17 protein-coding genes are annotated in these 17924 nt (G+C 65.2%); 11 read left to right on the top strand and 6 right to left on the bottom strand.

Annotation, left to right across the window (positions count from 1 at the left end; all coding sequences use genetic code 11):
- Positions 1-2 precede the first annotated feature (2 nt).
- Positions 3-2000: a DNA topoisomerase IV subunit B gene (locus tag ABWW33_RS09095; RefSeq protein WP_353400963.1), complete on the bottom strand. Its 1998-nt coding sequence runs from the start codon at positions 1998-2000 to the stop codon at positions 3-5.
- Positions 2001-2223: 223 nt separating this feature from the next.
- Between ABWW33_RS09095 and ABWW33_RS09090 the strand changes: the two genes are divergently transcribed.
- The 8 genes from ABWW33_RS09090 to kdpE all read left to right on the top strand — a co-directional run bounded on the left by ABWW33_RS09090 (position 2224) and on the right by kdpE (position 12173).
- On the top strand, positions 2224-2724 hold the full coding sequence (locus ABWW33_RS09090; RefSeq protein WP_176652435.1) for a P-loop NTPase family protein: 501 nt from the start codon (positions 2224-2226) through the stop codon (positions 2722-2724).
- A gap of 15 nt (positions 2725-2739) precedes the next feature.
- Positions 2740-3501 (top strand): TorF family putative porin, encoded by a 762-nt coding sequence (locus tag ABWW33_RS09085; protein WP_353400961.1) that lies wholly within the window; start codon positions 2740-2742, stop codon positions 3499-3501.
- Between the two features lie 500 nt (positions 3502-4001).
- Positions 4002-4091, top strand: a complete 90-nt coding sequence (locus tag ABWW33_RS09075; RefSeq protein WP_176652437.1) for a potassium-transporting ATPase subunit F — start codon at positions 4002-4004, stop codon at positions 4089-4091.
- Positions 4091-5908, top strand: coding sequence for a potassium-transporting ATPase subunit KdpA (kdpA, locus tag ABWW33_RS09070; RefSeq protein WP_353400958.1), 1818 nt, complete (start codon positions 4091-4093; stop codon positions 5906-5908). Before ABWW33_RS09075 ends, kdpA begins: the two co-directional genes overlap by 1 nt.
- A gap of 33 nt (positions 5909-5941) precedes the next feature.
- Positions 5942-8062: a potassium-transporting ATPase subunit KdpB gene (kdpB, locus tag ABWW33_RS09065; RefSeq protein ID WP_353401420.1), complete on the top strand. Its 2121-nt coding sequence runs from the start codon at positions 5942-5944 to the stop codon at positions 8060-8062.
- 21 nt (positions 8063-8083) lie between these two features.
- Positions 8084-8671 carry a potassium-transporting ATPase subunit KdpC gene (gene kdpC, locus ABWW33_RS09060; RefSeq protein ID WP_353401418.1) on the top strand — a complete coding sequence of 196 codons (588 nt, stop codon included), beginning with the start codon at positions 8084-8086 and terminating at the stop codon, positions 8669-8671.
- Positions 8672-8686: 15 nt separating this feature from the next.
- Positions 8687-11470 (top strand): two-component system sensor histidine kinase KdpD, encoded by a 2784-nt coding sequence (gene kdpD, locus ABWW33_RS09055; protein ID WP_353400956.1) that lies wholly within the window; start codon positions 8687-8689, stop codon positions 11468-11470.
- Complete coding sequence (gene kdpE, locus ABWW33_RS09050; protein WP_353400954.1) at positions 11463-12173, top strand: two-component system response regulator KdpE; 711 nt, start codon at positions 11463-11465, stop codon at positions 12171-12173. The genes kdpD and kdpE overlap by 8 nt, the downstream gene beginning before the upstream one ends.
- A 285-nt stretch (positions 12174-12458) precedes the next feature.
- Here the strand turns inward: kdpE and ABWW33_RS09045 are convergent, their stop codons facing one another.
- Genes ABWW33_RS09045 through ABWW33_RS09035 form a run of 3 tightly spaced genes read right to left on the bottom strand, consistent with a single transcriptional unit; the run spans position 12459 to position 15098 of the window.
- Positions 12459-13628 carry a vWA domain-containing protein gene (locus ABWW33_RS09045; protein ID WP_353400952.1) on the bottom strand — a complete coding sequence of 390 codons (1170 nt, stop codon included), beginning with the start codon at positions 13626-13628 and terminating at the stop codon, positions 12459-12461.
- 1 nt (position 13629) lies between these two features.
- A complete protein-coding gene (locus ABWW33_RS09040) occupies positions 13630-14244 on the bottom strand; it encodes a GNAT family N-acetyltransferase (protein WP_176652443.1) in 615 nt (204 codons plus the stop codon).
- On the bottom strand, positions 14244-15098 hold the full coding sequence (locus ABWW33_RS09035; RefSeq protein ID WP_176652444.1) for an AAA family ATPase: 855 nt from the start codon (positions 15096-15098) through the stop codon (positions 14244-14246). Before ABWW33_RS09035 ends, ABWW33_RS09040 begins: the two co-directional genes overlap by 1 nt.
- A 199-nt stretch (positions 15099-15297) precedes the next feature.
- On the opposite strand from ABWW33_RS09035, the gene ABWW33_RS09030 reads away from it, so the two are divergent.
- Together ABWW33_RS09030 and ABWW33_RS09025 are read left to right on the top strand one after the other, a co-directional pair.
- Positions 15298-15639 (top strand): c-type cytochrome, encoded by a 342-nt coding sequence (locus tag ABWW33_RS09030; RefSeq protein WP_176652445.1) that lies wholly within the window; start codon positions 15298-15300, stop codon positions 15637-15639.
- Positions 15640-15650: 11 nt separating this feature from the next.
- Positions 15651-15992, top strand: a complete 342-nt coding sequence (locus tag ABWW33_RS09025; protein WP_176652864.1) for a c-type cytochrome — start codon at positions 15651-15653, stop codon at positions 15990-15992.
- A gap of 140 nt (positions 15993-16132) precedes the next feature.
- Here the strand turns inward: ABWW33_RS09025 and ABWW33_RS09020 are convergent, their stop codons facing one another.
- Entirely contained in the window at positions 16133-16558 is a 426-nt protein-coding gene (locus tag ABWW33_RS09020; RefSeq protein ID WP_176652446.1) for a DUF1841 family protein, read from the bottom strand.
- Between the two features lie 81 nt (positions 16559-16639).
- Between ABWW33_RS09020 and ABWW33_RS09015 the strand changes: the two genes are divergently transcribed.
- Positions 16640-17221, top strand: a complete 582-nt coding sequence (locus tag ABWW33_RS09015; protein WP_176652447.1) for a malonic semialdehyde reductase — start codon at positions 16640-16642, stop codon at positions 17219-17221.
- Positions 17222-17256: 35 nt separating this feature from the next.
- On the opposite strand, the gene ABWW33_RS09010 is transcribed toward ABWW33_RS09015, so the two are convergent.
- Entirely contained in the window at positions 17257-17874 is a 618-nt protein-coding gene (locus tag ABWW33_RS09010; RefSeq protein ID WP_176652448.1) for an RNA pyrophosphohydrolase, read from the bottom strand.
- Between the last annotated feature and the right edge of the window lie 50 nt (positions 17875-17924).

Here is a 17924-nt window from a genome sequence, read left to right as displayed (position 1 = left end):
AATTAGATATCGGCTTCGGCTTCGTTGCCGTGTTCTTCGATCCAGGCGCGGCGGGCGGCGGCTTCGCCTTTGCCCATCAACATATTGAAGCGCGCGGCCGATTCGCCGTGCGCGTAGGCGCCCAGCGACACCGGCAGCAGGCGGCGCGTGTCCGGGTTCATCGTGGTTTCCCACAGCTGTTCGGCGTTCATCTCGCCCAGGCCCTTGAAGCGGGAGATGGACCAGGCGCCTTCCTTCAGGCCGTCCTTGCGCAGCTTGTCCTCGATCGCCACCAGTTCGCCGGCGTCGAGCGCGTACAGCTTCTGGATCGGCTTCTTGCCGCGCGCAGGCGCGTCCACGCGGTACAGCGGCGGACGGGCGATGCAGATGTTCCCGTTGGCGATCAGCCCTGGGAAGTGCTTGAAGAAGAGGGTCAGCAGCAGCACCTGGATGTGCGAGCCGTCGACGTCCGCATCGGAGAGGATGCAGATCTTGCCGTAACGGAGGCCGCTCAAATCCGGCATGGTGTCGGCGTTGTGCGGATCGACGCCGATGGCCACCGAGATGTCGTGGATCTCGTTGTTGGCGAACAGGCGGTCCTTGTCGGTCTCCCACGAGTTGAGCACCTTGCCGCGCAGCGGCAGGATGGCCTGGAATTCCTTGTCGCGGCCCATCTTGGCCGAACCGCCCGCCGAGTCGCCCTCGACCAGGAACAATTCGGTGCGCGTGACGTCGGTCGATTCGCAGTCGGTCAGCTTGCCCGGCAGGACGGCCACGCCGGACGATTTCCTCTTCTCGACCTTTTGCAGCGAGCGCAGGCGCGATTGCGCCTGCTTGATGACCAGCTCCGCCAGCTTCTTGCCGTAGTCGACGTGGTGGTTCAGCCACAGCTCGAGCGCGGGCTTGGAGTAGGTCGACACCAGGCGCACGGCGTCGCGCGAGTTGAGGCGTTCCTTGATCTGGCCCTGGAACTGCGGGTCCAGCACCTTGGCCGACAGCACGAAGGAGACGCGCGCGAACACGTCCTCCGGCAGCAGCTTGACGCCCTTGGGCAGCAGCGAGTGCATCTCGACGAAGTTCTTCACGGCGCCGTACAAGCCGTCGCGCAGGCCCGATTCGTGGGTGCCGCCGTTCGGCGTCGGGATCAGGTTGACGTAGGATTCGCGCACCACGGCGCCTTGCTCGGTCCATGCCACCACCCACGCCGCGCCTTCGCCCTCGGCGAAGCCTTCGGCGTCCGGCCCGGCGAACTGCGCGCCTTCAAACAGCGGGATCAGGGTTTCGCCGTCGGTCGATTGCGCCAGCGCCTCGGTCAGGTAGCCGCGCAGGCCGTCGTTGTACTGCCAGGTCTGCGATTCGCCGGTCTTGGCGTTGGCCAGCGTGACGGTGACGCCAGGCAGCAGCACGGCCTTGGAGCGCAGCAGGCGCTGAAGCTCGGTCTGCGAGATGGCCGGCGAGTCGAAATATTTGGCGTCCGGCCAGGCGGTGACGCGGGTGCCGGACTTCTTGCCGTCGCGCGGAGCGACGATGGAGGACAGCGGCTCGACCACGTCGCCGTGCTCGAAGGCCAGCTTGTGCAGGCCGGTGCCGTCGGGCTCCTTGCGCCAGACGGTGATCTCCAGGCGCTTGGACAGCGCATTGGTGACCGACACGCCGACGCCGTGCAAACCGCCGGAGAACGCGTAGGCGCCGCCCGAACCCTTGTCGAACTTGCCGCCGGCGTGCAGGCGGGTGAAGACGATTTCCACCGTCGGCACGCCTTCTTCCGGATGCAGGCCGACCGGGATGCCGCGGCCGTCGTCCTCGACGGTGATGCTGCCGTCGGCGTTCTGCGTGACGATGATGTTTTTGCAATGCCCGCCCAGCGCCTCATCGGAGGCATTGTCGATCACTTCCTGGATGATGTGCAGCGGGTTCTCGGTACGGGTGTACATCCCCGGGCGTTGCTTGACGGGTTCCAGGCCCTTGAGGACCCGGATGGATGATTCGCTGTAGTCGGAAACTGGTTTTTTAGTGGCCATACGTGATCAAGCTTGAGGTTTAATACTGGGTTTATGTACAGTTTTATGCGGGCGTTTGCGTATTCTATCCTCAACCGGGCGTAATCGCGGCGGAAAAGGGCCAAAAAAAAGGCGCGGGCCAATTTATACACGATGTTTACAACGACGGCCCGCCTTTTTAGACCGTTTTTACGGCGGCGTCGATAAGCTGTTTTGTATCGCAACGATCAAAACAGGGGCTTGCATGATCATCGCCATCGCCAACCAGAACGACGCCGCCAGGGCCGCAGTGGCCGCCCATCTGGCCCGGCTGCGCGCCCGCAGCGGCCATACCGTGACGCTGATCGACACCGCCGCGCGCACCGTTTCGGGGCGCGAGCTGGTGGCCGAGCTGGAACGGCTGCGCAGCCGCCGCTGCGACATCGTCATCGACACCGCGGGCCGTGACTCCGCCGATAACCGGGCGGCGCTGATCGCCGCCCGGCTGGCGGTGGTGCCGCTGGCGCCGTCGCAGGCCGATCTGGCGGGGCAGTATGCGCTGATCGCGCGGCTGAACGCGGCGCGCATGTTCAATCCGGGGCTGCGGGTGCTGTTCGTGCTCGTCGGCGACGCCGATGCGGCCGAACTGGCGGCGGTGCGCGCTTATGTGGCGCATGTGATGTCGGCGACGCTGGCCCACACCGTGCTGCACGCGGGCGCCAACGGCGACATGGAGTCCCTCTATCACGAAGTTTTTACCCACTAGCAGAAAGACCGCATCATGAAGAAGTTAATACTCTCCGCCTCAATTTTTGCCGCTGTCTTTGGCGGCAGCGTGCGCGCGCAGGATGCCGCGCCGGCGGCGAAGCCGGACAACGAGACCAGCTTCAACGCCGCCGTCGTCAGCGATTACCGATATCGCGGCGTTTCGCAAACCCGCTTGCAGCCGGCGCTGCAGGGTGGCTTCGACTACGTCAACAACCCGACCGGCTTCTATGCCGGCACCTGGCTGTCGACCATCAAGTGGACCAAGGACGCGGGCGGTGGCGGCGACGTCGAATGGGATATCTACGCCGGCCAGCGTGGACAGGTGAGCGAGGCGGTGTCGTATGACGTCGGCGTTCTGGGTTATGTGTACCCGTCGAACGGCCTCGATAAGGTGTCCGGCTTCGTCGACGCCAACACCGCCGAAATCTACGGCCAGCTGGGCTACGGGCCGGCCTACGTCAAGTATTCGCACGCGGTGACCAACCTGTTCGGCTTCGTCGACAGCAAGAACAGCGGCTATCTCGATATCGGCGCCAATATCGATGCGGGCGAGGGCTATACCGTCAACCTGCATGCGGGCCACCAGAAAGTGAGGCGCAACGACGCGGCAAGCTACACCGACTGGAAAATCGGCGTGACCAGGGACTTCGGCGTGGTGACCGGCGCGCTGGCCGTCATCGGCACCAACGCCAGCAAGACCGCCTACGCTTCGCCGGCCAACGGCAAGTTCCTCGGCAAGACCGCGCTGCAGGTGATTGTTAACAAAACCTTTTAAAAACGGTCTTCAATCGAAGGCGACATCCTCCAGACGGAAGCGGTACTTGCGACGCTCAGGCAGCGTCCAACCCGGGCCGGGTTCCGCGGAGCGTGGCTTCTTTCCACGGCGGTTAATACGATCGCCGATGGATCCTGCGATGCCCCATTCCTGCCGGCCTGTTCGATCAGATCGAGCAGGGTATGGGCTGCTAACTGCACACTGATTGTTCTGTTCCGGAAATAGGTTCCGCCAGAAGGGTTCAGAAGAAATAGCAGAAGACTTCAGAACAGGGACTCCGCGCGAACACCCCATACATATCCTCCCCGCGATTTTTACGGTTTGTTTACACCCGCTCTCCAAGTCTTTACAAAATCTTTAGACCCTTCCCGCTAACCTTCTCATTATCAAAACAAGACCTGTGAGGGTGTGATGGACATAGTATTTATCGGTGCAATGGTGGTGTTCTTTGCCGTAACCGTGGCGTTTGCCGCCGGCTGCGACAAGCTGGGAGGCCAGCCATGAGCATCTTCTATCTGATCGGCGCAATCGCCTCCGCCGGCCTGCTGGTGTACCTGGTCGTGGCGCTGTTGAAAGCGGAGGAACTGTGATGACCATGCAATCGATACTACTGCTGGTGGCGTTCCTGGCCGCGTTGCTGGCGCTGGCCTGGCCGCTGGGCATCCTGCTGACCCGCGTCGGCGACGGCAGCGCCATTCCGGGCATGGGCTGGATGGGCCGGATCGAAAAGCTGCTGTACCGCCTGGCCGGGATGGCAGGCAAGGATGGCGCGGTCGAAGGCCAGGGCTGGAAAGCCTACGCCATCGCGCTGCTGCTGTTTAACGGCATCGGCGCGCTGGCCGTGTACGCCCTGCAGCGCGTGCAGGCCTTCCTGCCGCTGAATCCACAGGGCCTGGCCAACGTCAGCGCCGACTCCTCGTTCAACACCGCCGTCAGCTTTGTCAGCAATACCAACTGGCAGGGCTACAGCGGCGAACAGACCATGAGCTACCTGACCCAGATGCTGGTGCTGGCGGGGCAGAACTTCTTCTCGGCCGCCACCGGCATCGCCGTGGCCTATGCGCTGATCCGCGGCTTTTCGTCGCGCTCGGCCAAGTCCATCGGTAACTTCTGGGCAGACGTCACCCGCTCCACCTTGTACGTGCTGCTGCCGCTGTCGCTGGTGTTCGCCGTGTTCCTGATGGGGCAGGGCGTGATCCAGAACTTCTCGGCCTACAAGGACGTGCGTCTGCTCGATGCCGTGACCTACACCCAGCCCAAAGTGGGCGCCGACGGCCAGCCGCTGAAGGACGCCAAGGGCGAGCCGGTCACGGAAACGCTGACCGCCACCACGCAAAGCATCGCCATGGGCCCGGTCGCCTCGCAGGAAGCGATCAAGATGCTGGGCACCAACGGCGGCGGCTTCTTCAACGCCAACTCGGCCCATCCCTATGAAAATCCCACGCCGCTGGCCAACTTCATGCAGATGCTGGCGATCTTCGTGATCCCGGCCGGCCTGTGCTTCGCCTTCGGCCGCATGGTCGGCGACAAGCGCCAGGGTTGGGCGGTGCTGGGCGCGATGACGGTGCTGTTCGTCGCCTGCACGGTGGTGGTGCTGGGCGCCGAGCAGGCCGCGCATCCCGCGCTGCAGGCGCTGCACGTCGACCAGACCATGAGCGCGCTGCAATCGGGCGGCAATATGGAAGGCAAGGAAACCCGCTTCGGCATCAGCGCCTCGGCCCTGTTCGCGGCGGTGACCACGGCCGCGTCGTGCGGCGCGGTCAACGCCATGCACGATTCCTTCATGCCGGTCGGCGGCATGATCCCGATGCTGCTGATCCAGTTCGGCGAAGTGATCTTCGGCGGCGTCGGCTCAGGCCTGTACGGCATGCTGATCTTCGCCATCATGGCGGTGTTCATCGCCGGCCTGATGATAGGCCGCACGCCTGAATACCTGGGCAAGAAGATCCAGGCCTATGAAATGAAAATGACCTCGATCGCCATCCTGGTCACGCCGACGCTGGTGCTGGCCGGCACCGCCATCGCCGTCATGTGCGACGCCGGCAAGGCCGGCATCCTCAACCCGGGCGCGCATGGCTTCTCGGAGATCCTGTACGCCTTCAGCTCGGCCGCCAACAACAACGGCAGCGCGTTTGCCGGCCTGTCCGCCAACACGCCGTTCTATAACATCGCGCTGGCGATCGCCATGTGGTTTGGCCGCTTCGCGATGATCGTGCCGATCCTGGCCATCGCCGGTTCGCTGGCCGGCAAGAAGCGGCTGGAGGCCAACGCCGGCACCATGCCGACCCACGGTCCGATGTTCATCGGCCTGCTGTGCGGCGTGGTCGCCCTGGTCGGCGTGCTGAATTACGTGCCGGCGCTGGCGCTCGGCCCTGTGGTTGAACACCTGCAGCTGTTTGCAAAATAAGGAATCGCCATGTCAGACACAACGCAAAAAGAGATGACCCTCTTTACCAATCCACCTTCCAGTTCACCTGTCAATCCGCCTGCGAAGAAGCTGCGGCTGTTCGACTCGGAGCTGCTGATGCCGGCCATCGCCGACTCGTTCCGCAAGCTCAGTCCCGCAACGCAGCTGCGCAGCCCCGTGATGTTCGTGGTCTACGTCGGCAGCATCATCACCACGCTGCTGTACGTGCAGGCGCTGTTCGGCCAGGGTGAGGCGCGGCCCGGCTTCATCCTGGCCACCTCCATCTGGCTGTGGTTCACGGTGCTGTTCGCGAACTTCGCCGAGGCGATGGCCGAGGGGCGCAGCAAGGCGCAGGCGGCCTCGCTGCGTAGCCTGAAGCAGAGCGTCGTCGCCAAGAAACTGGCCACGCCGAAGCACGGCACCACTTGGCTGCCGCAGCCCGCGCTCGACCTGCGCAAGGGCCACTACATCCTGGTCGAAGCGGGCGACGTGATTCCGATCGACGGCGAAGTGATCGAAGGCGTGGCCTCGGTCGACGAAAGCGCTATCACCGGCGAATCGGCGCCGGTGATCCGCGAGTCGGGCGGCGACTTTTCCAGCGTCACCGGCGGCACCCGCGTGCTGTCGGACTGGCTGGTGGTCAAGGTCACCGCCAATCCGGGCGAGACCTTCCTCGACCGCATGATCTCGATGGTCGAAGGCGCCAAGCGCCAGAAGACCCCCAACGAAATCGCGCTGACCATCCTGCTGGTGGCGCTGACCATCGTGTTCCTGGTCGTCACCGTGACCTTGCTGCCGTTCTCTCTGTTCTCGGTGGCCGCCGCCGGCTCGGGAACGCCGATCACCATCACCGTGCTGATCGCGCTGCTGGTATGCCTGATCCCGACCACCATCGGCGGCCTGCTGTCGGCCATCGGCGTGGCCGGCATGAGCCGCATGATGCAGGCCAACGTGATCGCCACCTCCGGCCGCGCGGTCGAAGCGGCCGGCGACGTCGACGTGCTGCTGCTCGATAAAACCGGCACCATCACGCTGGGCAACCGCCAGGCTTCGGCCTTCTTCCCCGCGCCGGGCGTGACCGACCAGCAGCTGGCCGACGTGGCGCAACTGGCCTCGCTGGCCGACGAAACGCCGGAAGGCCGCAGCATCGTGGTGCTGGCCAAGCAGAAGTTCAACATCCGCGAACGCGAGATGGCGTCGCTGCACGCCGTGTTCGTGCCGTTCACCGCGCAGACCCGGATGAGCGGCGTCGACATCGGCGAATCGGGTTCGGTACGCGCTGTTCGCAAGGGCGCGGCCGACACCGTGCGCCAGTATGTCGAGTCGCTGGGCCAGCCCTATCCGGCCGAGGTGTCGCGCACCGTCGACGATGTCGCCCGCCGCGGCAGCACGCCGCTGGTGGTGGTCGATGCCGGCCGGGTGATGGGCGTGGTCGAGCTCAAGGACATCGTCAAGGGCGGCATCAAGGAGCGTTTCGCCGAGCTGCGCCGCATGGGCATCAAGACCGTGATGATCACCGGCGACAACAAGCTGACCGCCGCCGCCATCGCCGCCGAGGCGGGCGTGGACGACTTCCTGGCCGAGGCGACGCCGGAGGACAAGCTCAAACTGATCCGCAGCTACCAGTCCGAAGGCCGCCTGGTGGCCATGACCGGCGACGGCACCAACGACGCGCCGGCGCTGGCCCAGGCCGACGTCGCCGTGGCGATGAACTCCGGCACCCAGGCCGCCAAGGAGGCCGGCAACATGGTCGACCTGGATTCGAATCCGACCAAGCTGCTGGAGATCGTCGAAATCGGCAAGCAGATGCTGATGACGCGCGGCTCGCTGACGACGTTCTCGATCTCGAACGACATCGCCAAGTACTTCGCCATCATCCCGGCGGCCTTCGTCGGCACCTATCCGCAGCTGAAGGCGCTCGACGTCATGCACCTGGCCAGTCCGTCGTCGGCCATCATGTCGGCGGTGATCTTCAACGCATTGATCATCGTCGTGCTGATCCCGCTGGCGCTCAAGGGCGTGCAGTACCGCGCCATCGGCGCCGTCGCGCTGTTGCGCCGCAACCTGCTGCTGTACGGCGTCGGCGGCATCATCCTGCCGTTCATCGGCATCAAGGCGATCGACCTGCTGCTGTCGGCGTTCAACCTGGTTTAAGGAGTCATCATGTCATCATCCCTGTCGTCCCATCTTCGCCCCGCCGTCGTCGTCTTCGGCGCATTGACGCTGATCTGCGGCGTGATCTACCCATTGGCCGTCACCGGCATCGGCGCCGTGGCGTTCCCGGCGCAGGCCGCCGGCAGCATCGTCGAGATCGACGGCAAGGCGGTCGGTTCGACGCTGATCGGCCAGTCGTTCTCGTCGCCGAAGTACTTCTGGGGCCGGCCGTCGGCCACCGGGCCGATGCCCGACAATGCCGCCGGTTCCGGCGGCTCCAACCTGGGCTCGAACAACGCGGCCCAACTGGACGCCGTCAAGGGCCGCATCGACGCGCTCAAGGCCGCCGACCCGGGCAACACGCTGCCGGTGCCGGTCGACCTGGTGACGGCGTCGGGCAGCGGACTCGATCCGGAGATCAGCGTCGCCGCCGCCCGCTACCAGGCCGGCCGCGTCGCCGCCGCCCGCCGGATGCCCGCCGAACAGGTGCTGGCGATGATAGACGGCAGCCGGCTGAAGCAGTATTTCGGCTTCTTCGGCGAACCGCGCGTCAACGTGCTGGAGCTTAATCTCGCGCTGGACCGGGCAAAACCGGCAACGAAGCAGTAAAATCGACGGATGGCCATGTTCCCCAACGATAGTGTGCGACCCGACCCCGATGCGCTGCTGGCGCAGGTGCAGGCGCAGGAGCGCAAGGCGGCGCGCGGCAAGCTGCGCATCTACTTCGGCGCCTCGGCCGGCGTCGGCAAGACCTACGCCATGCTGGCCGCCGCCCGCAAGCTGCAGGCCGACGGCCAGGCCGTGCTGGTCGGCGTGGTGGAAACCCATGGCCGCAGCGAGACGGCGGCCATGCTGGCCGGACTGGACGTGCTGCCGCCGAAGGCGGTCGACTATCGCGGCAAGCGCATCGCCGAATTCGACCTCGACGGCGCGCTGGAGCGCCGTCCGCCGCTGATCCTGATGGACGAGTTGGCCCATTCCAACGCGCCCGGCTCGCGCCACCCCAAGCGCTGGCAGGACGTCGAGGAGCTGCTCGACGCCGGCATCGACGTGCTCACCACCGTCAACGTGCAGCACCTGGAAAGCCTGAACGACGTGGTCGGCGGCATCACCGGCATCCGCGTCGGCGAAACCGTGCCGGACACGGTGTTCGACCAGGCCGACGAGGTGGTGCTGGTCGATATTCCGGCCGACGAGCTGCTGTCGCGGCTCAAGAGCGGCAAGGTGTACCAGGAACAGCAGGCCGAACGCGCGTCGAAGAATTTTTTCCGCAAGGGGAACCTGATCGCGCTGCGCGAGCTGGCGCTGCGCCGCACCGCCGACCGCATCGAGGACGACGTGCGCGCCTACCGCGTGGAGAAGTCCATCGCCGAGATATGGAAGACCGGCGCCGCGCTGCTGGCCTGCGTCGGCCCGCGCCCGGGCGGCGAGCACACGGTGCGCAGCACGGCGCGGCTGGCCAGCCAGCTGGGCACCGGCTGGCACGCGATCTATATCGAAACGCCGTCGCTGCAGCGGCTGCCCGCCGCCCAGCGCGAACAAATCCTCAAGACGCTCAAGCTGGCCGAAGACCTGGGCGCTGCCACCGCCGTCATTTCCGGCCACGACATCGCGCTGGCGGCGGTCGATTACGCGCGCAGCCACAACCTGTCGAAGATCGTCATGGGACGCGGCCATCCGACCTGGCCCTGGCGCAAGCCGCACATCAAGCGCCTGGCCGCGTACGCGCCGGACATCGACCTGATCGAAATCGGCGAGCCGCGCAACGAGGCCGGCGCGGGTGTGCCGCGCGCGGCGGCGGGCGCAGGCTGGGGCTGGGATGCATCCGGCACCGCCGACGGTTCGCCGGACGGCGAGCCGGATACCGCGCTGGTGCGCCGTCGCGCCGCTGGCTACCTCGTCGCCGGCGCGGCCAGCTTCGCCACCGCCTTGCTGGCCACGCCGCTGCTGGCCTACTTGGACTTGGCCAACATCGCCATGCTGTTCCTGCTGGTGGTGGTGCTGGTGGCGGTGCGCTTCGGGCGCGGCCCGTCGGTGCTGGCCACCTGCGTCAGCGTGGCCTGCTTCGACTTCTTCTTCGTGCCGCCGCGCTTCACCTTCGCGGTGTCGGACTTCCAGTACCTGATCACCTTCGTGGTCATGCTGGCGGTGGGGCTGATCACCGGCCACCTGACGGCCGACCTGCGCTTCCAGGCGCGCGTCGCCTCGCACCGCGAAAAGCGTTCGCGCGCGCTGTACGAGTTTGCCCGCGAACTGTCGGGCGCCCTGCAGACCGAGCAGATTTTCGAGACCACGCAAAGCTTCATCCAGCGCGCCTTCCGCGCCCGCGCCACCTTGCTGGTGCCGGACGACGCCGGCCGTTTGCGGCTGCCGCCGCTGAACGCGGCCGACATCGCCACCAGCGCCCACTTGTCGGTGCTGGACACCGGCATCGCCCAATGGGCCTACGACCGCGCCGAAAGCGCGGGCCTGGGCACCGACACGCTGCCGGCCAGCCGCATCTTCTACCTGCCGCTGGTGGCGCCGATGCGCACCCGCGGCGTGCTGGCGATCGAGCCAGAACACCGGCGCTGGATCCTGATCCCCGAGCAGCGGCAGCAGCTCGACACCTTCGCCGCGCTGGCCGCCATCGCGCTGGAGCGGGTGCACTACATCGAGGTGGCGCAGAACGCGCTGGTCAACATGGAGTCGGAGCGGTTGCGCAACTCGCTGCTGGCGGCGCTGTCGCACGACCTGCGCACGCCGTTGACGTCGCTGGTCGGGCTGTCCGAATCGCTGGCCGGCTCCAAACCGGCGCTGGCGCCGTCGCAGCTGGACATGGCCGCCGCGCTGCACGACGAGGCGCTGCGCATGAGCGCACTGGTGTCCAACCTGCTCGACATGGCGCGCATCCAAAGCGGCGAGGTCAAATTCAACCTGCAATGGCAGCCGCTGGAAGAAGTGGTCGGCAGCGCATTGCGCGCCGTCGGCTCGCTGCTGAAGGGCCATCAGGTGCGCACCCGGCTGCCGCCCGAGCTGCCGCTGCTGCGCTACGACGCGGTGCTGATCGAGCGGGTGCTGTGCAACCTGCTGGAAAACGCCGCCAAATACACGCCGCCCGGCTCGCGCATCGAGATCTCCGCCGAGCTGCACGGCGCCTGGATCAACATCATGGTCTATGATGACGGTCCGGGCCTGCCGCATGGGCGCGAAGAAGCGATCTTTGAAAAATTCACCCGCGGCGAGCGCGAATCGGCCAAGCCGGGCGTCGGGCTGGGGTTGGCGATCTGCCGCGCCATCGTCGAGGCGCACGGAGGCCGCATTGCGGCGGCGCCATCGCCGCTGGGCGGCGCCGCCTTCGCCATCACGCTGCCGCTGGGCACACCGCCGGCCATGCCGGAGCTGGAACAGGAACATCGCCATGAATGACGCCGCCACCTTGCCGACCGCGCCTGTCGCCCTGCTGGTCGAGGACGAACCGCAGATCCGCCGCTTCGTGCGCAGCGCGCTGGAGGAGGAGGGCTGGCAGGTGCACGAGGCGGCGACCTTGCAGCGCGGCCTGATCGACGCCGGCACCCGCAAGCCCGACCTGATCGTGCTCGATCTGGGCCTGCCCGACGGCGACGGCATCGATTTCGTCACCGACGTGCGCAAGTGGTCGAGCGTGCCGGTGATCGTGCTGTCGGCGCGGGTCAACGAAGCCGACAAGATCCGCGCGCTGGACGCCGGCGCCGACGACTACCTGACCAAGCCGTTCGGCGTGGGCGAGCTGCTGGCCCGCGTGCGCGCCACCCTGCGGCGCCAGCGCCAGCCGGCCGCCGACAATTCCGGCCTGATCCAGTTCGGCGACGTCGCGGTGGACCTGAAGAACCGCCGCGTGACGCGCGCCGGCGAGAACGTGCACCTGACGCCGACCGAATACCGCCTGCTGGCGGTCCTGGTCAGCAACGCCGGCCGCGTGATGACCAACCCGCAGCTGCTGCGCGCCGTGTGGGGGCCGTCGCAGTCCGAGAACGGCCACTACCTGCGCATCTACATGGGCCACCTGCGCCACAAGCTGGAAGCCGATCCGACCCAGCCGCGCTACCTGCTGACCGAAACCGCCGTCGGCTACCGCCTGCAGCTGCCTTAAAACCGCGAAACAACGGGGTCAGTTCCCGCGGCATTAGCGCGGCATTAGGGTCAGTTCCAGAGCGGCATTAGGGTCAGTTCCGGCAGTGTGCCACGCCTGGCAGATTGCCGGAACTGACCCCGCTGCCCCCACGCCTGGCAGATTGCCGGAACTGACCCCGCTGCGGAACTGACCCCGCTGCCCTGACCCCGCTGCCCCCTGGTGCAGCGCGAGCTGGGCGCCGACCGCGCGAAGATGGCCGCCAACTACATGGAGTACGACTGGCGTCCGGAAACCGCCAAATAATTATTTGCTCAGCGTGCGCATGGCCCGTTCCAGGCCGTCCATCGTCAGCGGGAACATGCGGTTGTTCATCAGCTGCTTGATGATGGAGATCGACTGGCGGTACTGCCACACGCCTTCCGGCTCCGGATTGAGCCAGGCGAACTTGGGGAAGGCGTGGGTGAAGCGCGCCAGCCATTCGCTGCCCGCCTCCTCGTTGTTGTACTCGACCGAGCCGCCCGGCTGCAGCACCTCGTAGGGGCTCATCGTCGCGTCGCCGACGAAAATCAGCTTGGTGTCGGGCGGGTACTTGCGCAGGATGTCCCAGGTCGGGAAGCGCTCCGAGTTGCGGCGCCGGTTGTTCTTCCACATGTAGTCGTACACGCAGTTGTGGAAGTAGAAGAACTCCATGTTCTTGAACTCCGTCTTCGACGCCGAGAACAGTTCCTCGGTGCGCTCGATATGGTCGTCCATGGTGCCGCCCACGTCGAACAGCATCAGCACCTTGATGTTGTTCTTGCGCTCGGGCTGCATCTTGATGTCCAGGTAGCCGGCGTTGCTGGCGGTGGCGCGGATGGTCGCGTCCAGCGCGAATTCCTCCTCGGCGCCCTGGCGCGCGAACTTGCGCAGCCGGCGCAGGGCCACCTTGATGTTGCGCGTGCCCAGTTCGCGCTCGCCGTCGTAGTCCTTGTAGGCGCGCGCCTCCCACACCTTGACCGCCGTGCGGTTGCCGCCCTTGCCGCCGATGCGCACGCCCTCGGGATTGGTGCCGCCGTTGCCGAAGGGCGAAGTGCCGCCGGTGCCTATCCACTTGCTGCCGCCCTCGTGGCGCTCCTTTTGTTCCTTCAGCAGCTCGTTGAGGCGGTCCATCAGCTTGTCGTAGCCGAATTTCTCCAGCTGGGCCTTCTGCTCGTCGCTCAGCTCACGCTCCATGCGCTTGATCAGCCAGTCCAGCGGGATGGCGCTGTTGGTCTCGAAGGCGGCGTTGATGCCCTTGAAGTACTGGGCGAAGGCGCGGTCGAACTTGTCGAAGTGGGCCTCGTCCTTGACCAGCGTCAGGCGCGACAGGTAGTAGAAATCGTCCATCGAGGCGCCGATGACGTTCTTTTCCATCGCCTCCAGCAGGGTCAGGAACTCCTTGATCGACACCGGAATCTTGGCGTCTTTCAAAGTGAAAAAGAAATCGATCAGCATGTCAGCGGGCTCCGTGCTGTTCCAGCTTGTAGCGCAACTGCGCCTTGATTTCCGGCCATTCGCCGGCGGCGATGCTGTACATGACGGTGTCGCGCACGGTGCCGTCGCGGCGCAGCGCGTGGTGGCGCAGCACGCCGTCCTTCTTCGCGCCCAGCCGCTCGATGGCCGCCTGCGAGGCGAAATTGAAGTTGTCGGTGCGCAGGCCGACCAGCGCCGCGCCCAGGGTTTCGAACGCGTGCGTCATCAGCAGCAGCTTGCAGGTGGTGTTGACGTGGCTGCGCTGAAAACGCTTCGCATACCAGGTATAACCGATCTCCAGGCGCGCGATGGTCGGCACGATGTCATGATAGCTGGTGGTGCCGACCACGGCGCCGCCGGCGAGGTCGATGACGGCGAACGCCAGCCGGGCGGGACGCATCTCCAGCGCGGTGGCGATATAGGCGTCGACCTGCTCCGGTTCCGGCACCGAGGTGACGCGCAGCTGCCACAGCGCGCCGTCGCTGGCGGCCGCGCGCAGGCCGTCGGCGTGCTGGGGGCCCAGTGGTTCGAGACGCACGCCGTTCAGTTCCAGCGTGACCGGGGCGATGGGGGCGGCGGGGCGGGCGAGCTGATTCATCAGCGGTTGGTCCTCGACATGAACACCAGGCGTTCGAACAGGTGCACGTCCTGCTCGTTCTTCAAGAGCGCGCCGTGCAGCGGCGGCACGATGGCCTTGGCGTCCTTGCTGCGCAGCGCCTCGGGCGGGATGTCCTCGGCCATCAGCAGCTTGAGCCAGTCGAGGAACTCCGACGTCGACGGCTTTTTCTTCAGGCCCGGCACGTCGCGCACCTCGTAGAAGGTCTGCAGCGCCTGCGCCAGCAGCTCCTTCTTCAGGTTCGGGTAGTGGACGGCGACGATCTGCTCCATCGTGTCGCGGTCCGGGAACTTAATATAGTGGAAGAAGCAGCGGCGCAGGAAGGCGTCCGGCAGCTCTTTTTCGTTGTTGGAGGTGATGATGACCAGCGGACGGTGTTTGGCCTGCACCATTTCGCGGGTCTCGTAGACGTAGAATTCCATCCGGTCCAGCTCGCGCAGCAGGTCGTTGGGGAACTCGATGTCGGCCTTGTCGATCTCGTCGATCAGCAGCACCACCGGCTCCGGCGCGGTAAATGCCTGCCACAGCACGCCCTTGACGATGTAGTTGTGGATGTCGCGCACGCGCTCGTCGCCCAGCTGGGAGTCGCGCAAACGCGACACTGCGTCGTATTCGTACAATCCCTGTTGCGCCTTGGTGGTGGACTTAATGTGCCATTGCATCAGCGGCATGTTCAGCGCGGCGGCCACTTCCTCGGCCAGCATGGTCTTGCCGGTGCCCGGCTCGCCCTTGATCAGCAACGGGCGTTGCAGCGTCAGGGCCGCATTCACGGCCAGTTTCAGGTCATCGGTCGCGACGTACTGGTCGGAGCCTTCAAAGCGGTGGGTGGCTTGCATACGGTTCTGTCTCAAAAAGAAGGGGATTTGCGCAGTATAGGGGAGTTCGATAGAGGGCGTGCTCAGTCCCTGGTATGTTGTTCTGGCAATGATTCGCTGTAGCTTAGAAAAAATACTTGGGTTAGAATCGCAGGCTGATAGTGCAAAAGTCAAGTTTTGCATCCGCGCGGTAGTACCCGATTACTTACTTGCAGACACCATGAAAAAAATCACCGCACTCCTCGTGCTCGCAGGCATCGCTCAAATCGCCACGGCGGCCGACGTAGTGGGCAATGCCCAGAACGCCAAAGCCAAGATTGAAATGTGTATCGGTTGCCACGGGATTCCCGGCTACAAGGCCACCTTCCCGGAAGTGTTCCAGGTGCCGATGATAGGCGGCCAGTCGGCCAAGTACATCGAAAGCGCGTTGAAGGCGTATCAAAAAGGTGACCGCAAGCATCCGTCGATGAAGGGTATCGCCAGCAGCCTGTCGGACCAGGACATCGCCGATGTTGCCGCGTTCTACTCGCAGCAGACCGCCACCACCGCCGCCGCGAAATGAGGACCGACATGATGAAAAAACTGATCACCGCGCTGTTCTGCTCCGCCGTTTCCTGCTCCGCCTTCGCTGGCGGCAATATCGACGCCGGCAAGGCGCTGGCCGACAAGTACAGCTGCTTCGCCTGCCACGGCAAGGATTTCAACACCCCGATCGACCCGAGCTATCCGAAGCTGGCCGGCCAGCACAAGGATTACCTGGAGCACGCGCTGACCGCCTACAAGCGGGGCGACGGCGCCAACGGCCGCAACAACGCGATCATGACCGGCCAGGTCAAGCCGCTGAGCAACCAGGACATCAAGGACCTGGCGGCCTACCTGCACAGCCTGCCGGGCACGCTGGCGGTACACCGCTGATCCGCTTCGATGCCTATGAAAAAGCCACGCAATGCGTGGCTTTTTCAATCCGGGGTCAGATCCGACATTTGGACACGGTCTCTGCCGTAGCGGCCGCTACGGCAGAGACCGTGTCCAAATGTCGGATCTGACCCCGGATTTTACAGGCGGCGCTTGACCGCTTCGATGTAGGCCTCGCCGTCGGGCGGGGTGCCGCTGCGCTGGGCGTTCCAGATCATCTCGCCCAGGCATTCCATGATCTCGTGGTGCGCCGCGTGGGCGTCGTCCAGCTTCAGGGTCAGCGCGGTGGCGGCGTCGCGGATGCCGCGCGGCTGGTCGATCGAGATCTGCTCGTCGATCGACAGATGCATCGACAGATGCAGGAAGGGATTGGCTTGCGCCCCCTCGACCGAGTAGTCGCGCGCCAGCGCCGCGTCGACGTCGCCCAGCACGTCGTGGTACTCCGGATGGTTGCGCACCCAGTCGGCCGCCATCGTCTCGATGGGGGTCATGATTTCATTGGCCCGCTGCTTGCGGAAAGTCTCGCAGAAGAAACGGCGGACGTCGTCGGAGGAGGGATTAAACATGCCGATATTGTACCCGCTCGATAAAATAAGCGATGTCCGCGGCCTCGGTCGTAATTATTTAATAACCTTGATGGATATGCCATGCTGAACCAATCCGCCCTCGATACGCTGTTCTACAGCGCCCGCACCCACAACGGCTGGCTGGACCGCGAAGTCAGCAACGCCCAGCTGGAACTGTTGTACGACCTGCTTAAATGGGCGCCCACCTCGGCCAACAGCTCGCCGGCGCGGCTGGTGTTCGTGCGTTCGGCGGAAGCCAAGGCCAGGCTGCTGCCGGCCCTGTCCGCCGGCAACGCCGACAAGACCATGGCGGCGCCGGTCACCGTCATCGTCGGCATGGACCTGGCGTTTTATGAAAAGCTGCCGCAGCTGTCGCCGGCCGTCGATGCCCGCTCGTGGTTCGCCGGCAAGGACGAGGCGATACGCTCCACCGCCTTCCGCAACTCGTCGCTGCAGGGCGCCTACCTGATCATGGCGGCGCGGGCGATCGGCCTCGATTGCGGGCCGATGTCCGGCTTCGACAACGCCAAGGTGGACCAGGCGTTCTTTGCCGGCACGACGGTCAAGTCCAACTTCCTGTGCAATCTCGGCTACGGCGACGTGGCCAAGGTGCGTCCGCGCGCGCCGCGGCTGGCGTTCGACGAGGCCTGCAAGATCGTTTGAATAAAAAAATGGGACAGCCAGGCTGTCCCATCGTTTCAACCGCTTTTCTTTTCCGGTTCGGCCGCCACTGCCGGCTCGGCCGTCCCGCAGGTCGAACCCGGCGGTTCCGGATTCGGCCGCGGCGGATGCGGCTGGCGCAGGTAGCGCGAGCCGTGGTGCCGGCGGTCGTGGCCGTTGGCCGGCCAGGTCAGGAAGCGCGACAGCTCCTGCAGGGCCCGCTGATACACTTCCCGCTTGAATTCGATCACCACGTCCAGCGGCACCCAGTACTCATGCCAGCGCCAGGCGTCGAATTCCGGATGGTCGGTCAGGCGCAGGTTGACGTCGTTGTCGCGGGCGCACATCCGCAGCAGGAACCAAATCTGCTTCTGGCCACGGTAATGGCCGCGAATCTCGCGCTTGATGAAGTGGTCGGGCACCTCGTAGCGCAGCCAGTCGCGCGTGCGGCCGACGATCTTGACATGCTCTGCCCGTAATCCGATCTCTTCTTCCAGCTCCCGATACATCGCCTGTTCCGGCGTTTCTCCGTATTTGATGCCGCCCTGCGGAAATTGCCATGAGTGCTCGCGCACCCGCTTGCCCCACCACACCTCGTTCTGGGCGTTTAGCAGGATGATGCCGACGTTGGGCCGAAACCCTTCACGATCGAGCATATTGCACCTCAAACTTTCTGCGACCGAGCTCCCTGCTTATATTTTTGCCC

This window comes from Duganella hordei, from assembly GCF_040369125.1.
GTDB classification, from domain to species: domain Bacteria; phylum Pseudomonadota; class Gammaproteobacteria; order Burkholderiales; family Burkholderiaceae_D; genus Rugamonas; species Rugamonas hordei.
The sequence above is the reverse complement of the archived record's forward strand: the minus strand, read 5'-3'. Positions and strand labels throughout refer to the sequence as shown.

Excerpts from the sequence above, each read along its gene's own strand:
- ABWW33_RS09030 (WP_176652445.1), top strand. The coding sequence starts at position 15,298 with ATGAAAAAAATCACCGCACTCCTCGTGCTCGCAGGCATCGCTCAAATC.
- ABWW33_RS09090 (WP_176652435.1), top strand. The coding sequence starts at position 2,224 with ATGATCATCGCCATCGCCAACCAGAACGACGCCGCCAGGGCCGCAGTG.
- kdpA (WP_353400958.1), top strand. The coding sequence starts at position 4,091 with ATGACCATGCAATCGATACTACTGCTGGTGGCGTTCCTGGCCGCGTTG.
- ABWW33_RS09095 (WP_353400963.1), bottom strand. The coding sequence starts at position 2,000 with ATGGCCACTAAAAAACCAGTTTCCGACTACAGCGAATCATCCATCCGG.
- ABWW33_RS09075 (WP_176652437.1), top strand. The coding sequence starts at position 4,002 with ATGAGCATCTTCTATCTGATCGGCGCAATCGCCTCCGCCGGCCTGCTG.
- ABWW33_RS09040 (WP_176652443.1), bottom strand. The coding sequence starts at position 14,244 with ATGAATCAGCTCGCCCGCCCCGCCGCCCCCATCGCCCCGGTCACGCTG.
- ABWW33_RS09085 (WP_353400961.1), top strand. The coding sequence starts at position 2,740 with ATGAAGAAGTTAATACTCTCCGCCTCAATTTTTGCCGCTGTCTTTGGC.
- ABWW33_RS09010 (WP_176652448.1), bottom strand. The coding sequence starts at position 17,874 with ATGCTCGATCGTGAAGGGTTTCGGCCCAACGTCGGCATCATCCTGCTA.
- kdpB (WP_353401420.1), top strand. The coding sequence starts at position 5,942 with ATGACCCTCTTTACCAATCCACCTTCCAGTTCACCTGTCAATCCGCCT.
- ABWW33_RS09025 (WP_176652864.1), top strand. The coding sequence starts at position 15,651 with ATGAAAAAACTGATCACCGCGCTGTTCTGCTCCGCCGTTTCCTGCTCC.
- kdpD (WP_353400956.1), top strand. The coding sequence starts at position 8,687 with ATGTTCCCCAACGATAGTGTGCGACCCGACCCCGATGCGCTGCTGGCG.
- kdpE (WP_353400954.1), top strand. The coding sequence starts at position 11,463 with ATGAATGACGCCGCCACCTTGCCGACCGCGCCTGTCGCCCTGCTGGTC.
- ABWW33_RS09020 (WP_176652446.1), bottom strand. The coding sequence starts at position 16,558 with ATGTTTAATCCCTCCTCCGACGACGTCCGCCGTTTCTTCTGCGAGACT.
- ABWW33_RS09035 (WP_176652444.1), bottom strand. The coding sequence starts at position 15,098 with ATGCAAGCCACCCACCGCTTTGAAGGCTCCGACCAGTACGTCGCGACC.
- ABWW33_RS09045 (WP_353400952.1), bottom strand. The coding sequence starts at position 13,628 with ATGCTGATCGATTTCTTTTTCACTTTGAAAGACGCCAAGATTCCGGTG.
- ABWW33_RS09015 (WP_176652447.1), top strand. The coding sequence starts at position 16,640 with ATGCTGAACCAATCCGCCCTCGATACGCTGTTCTACAGCGCCCGCACC.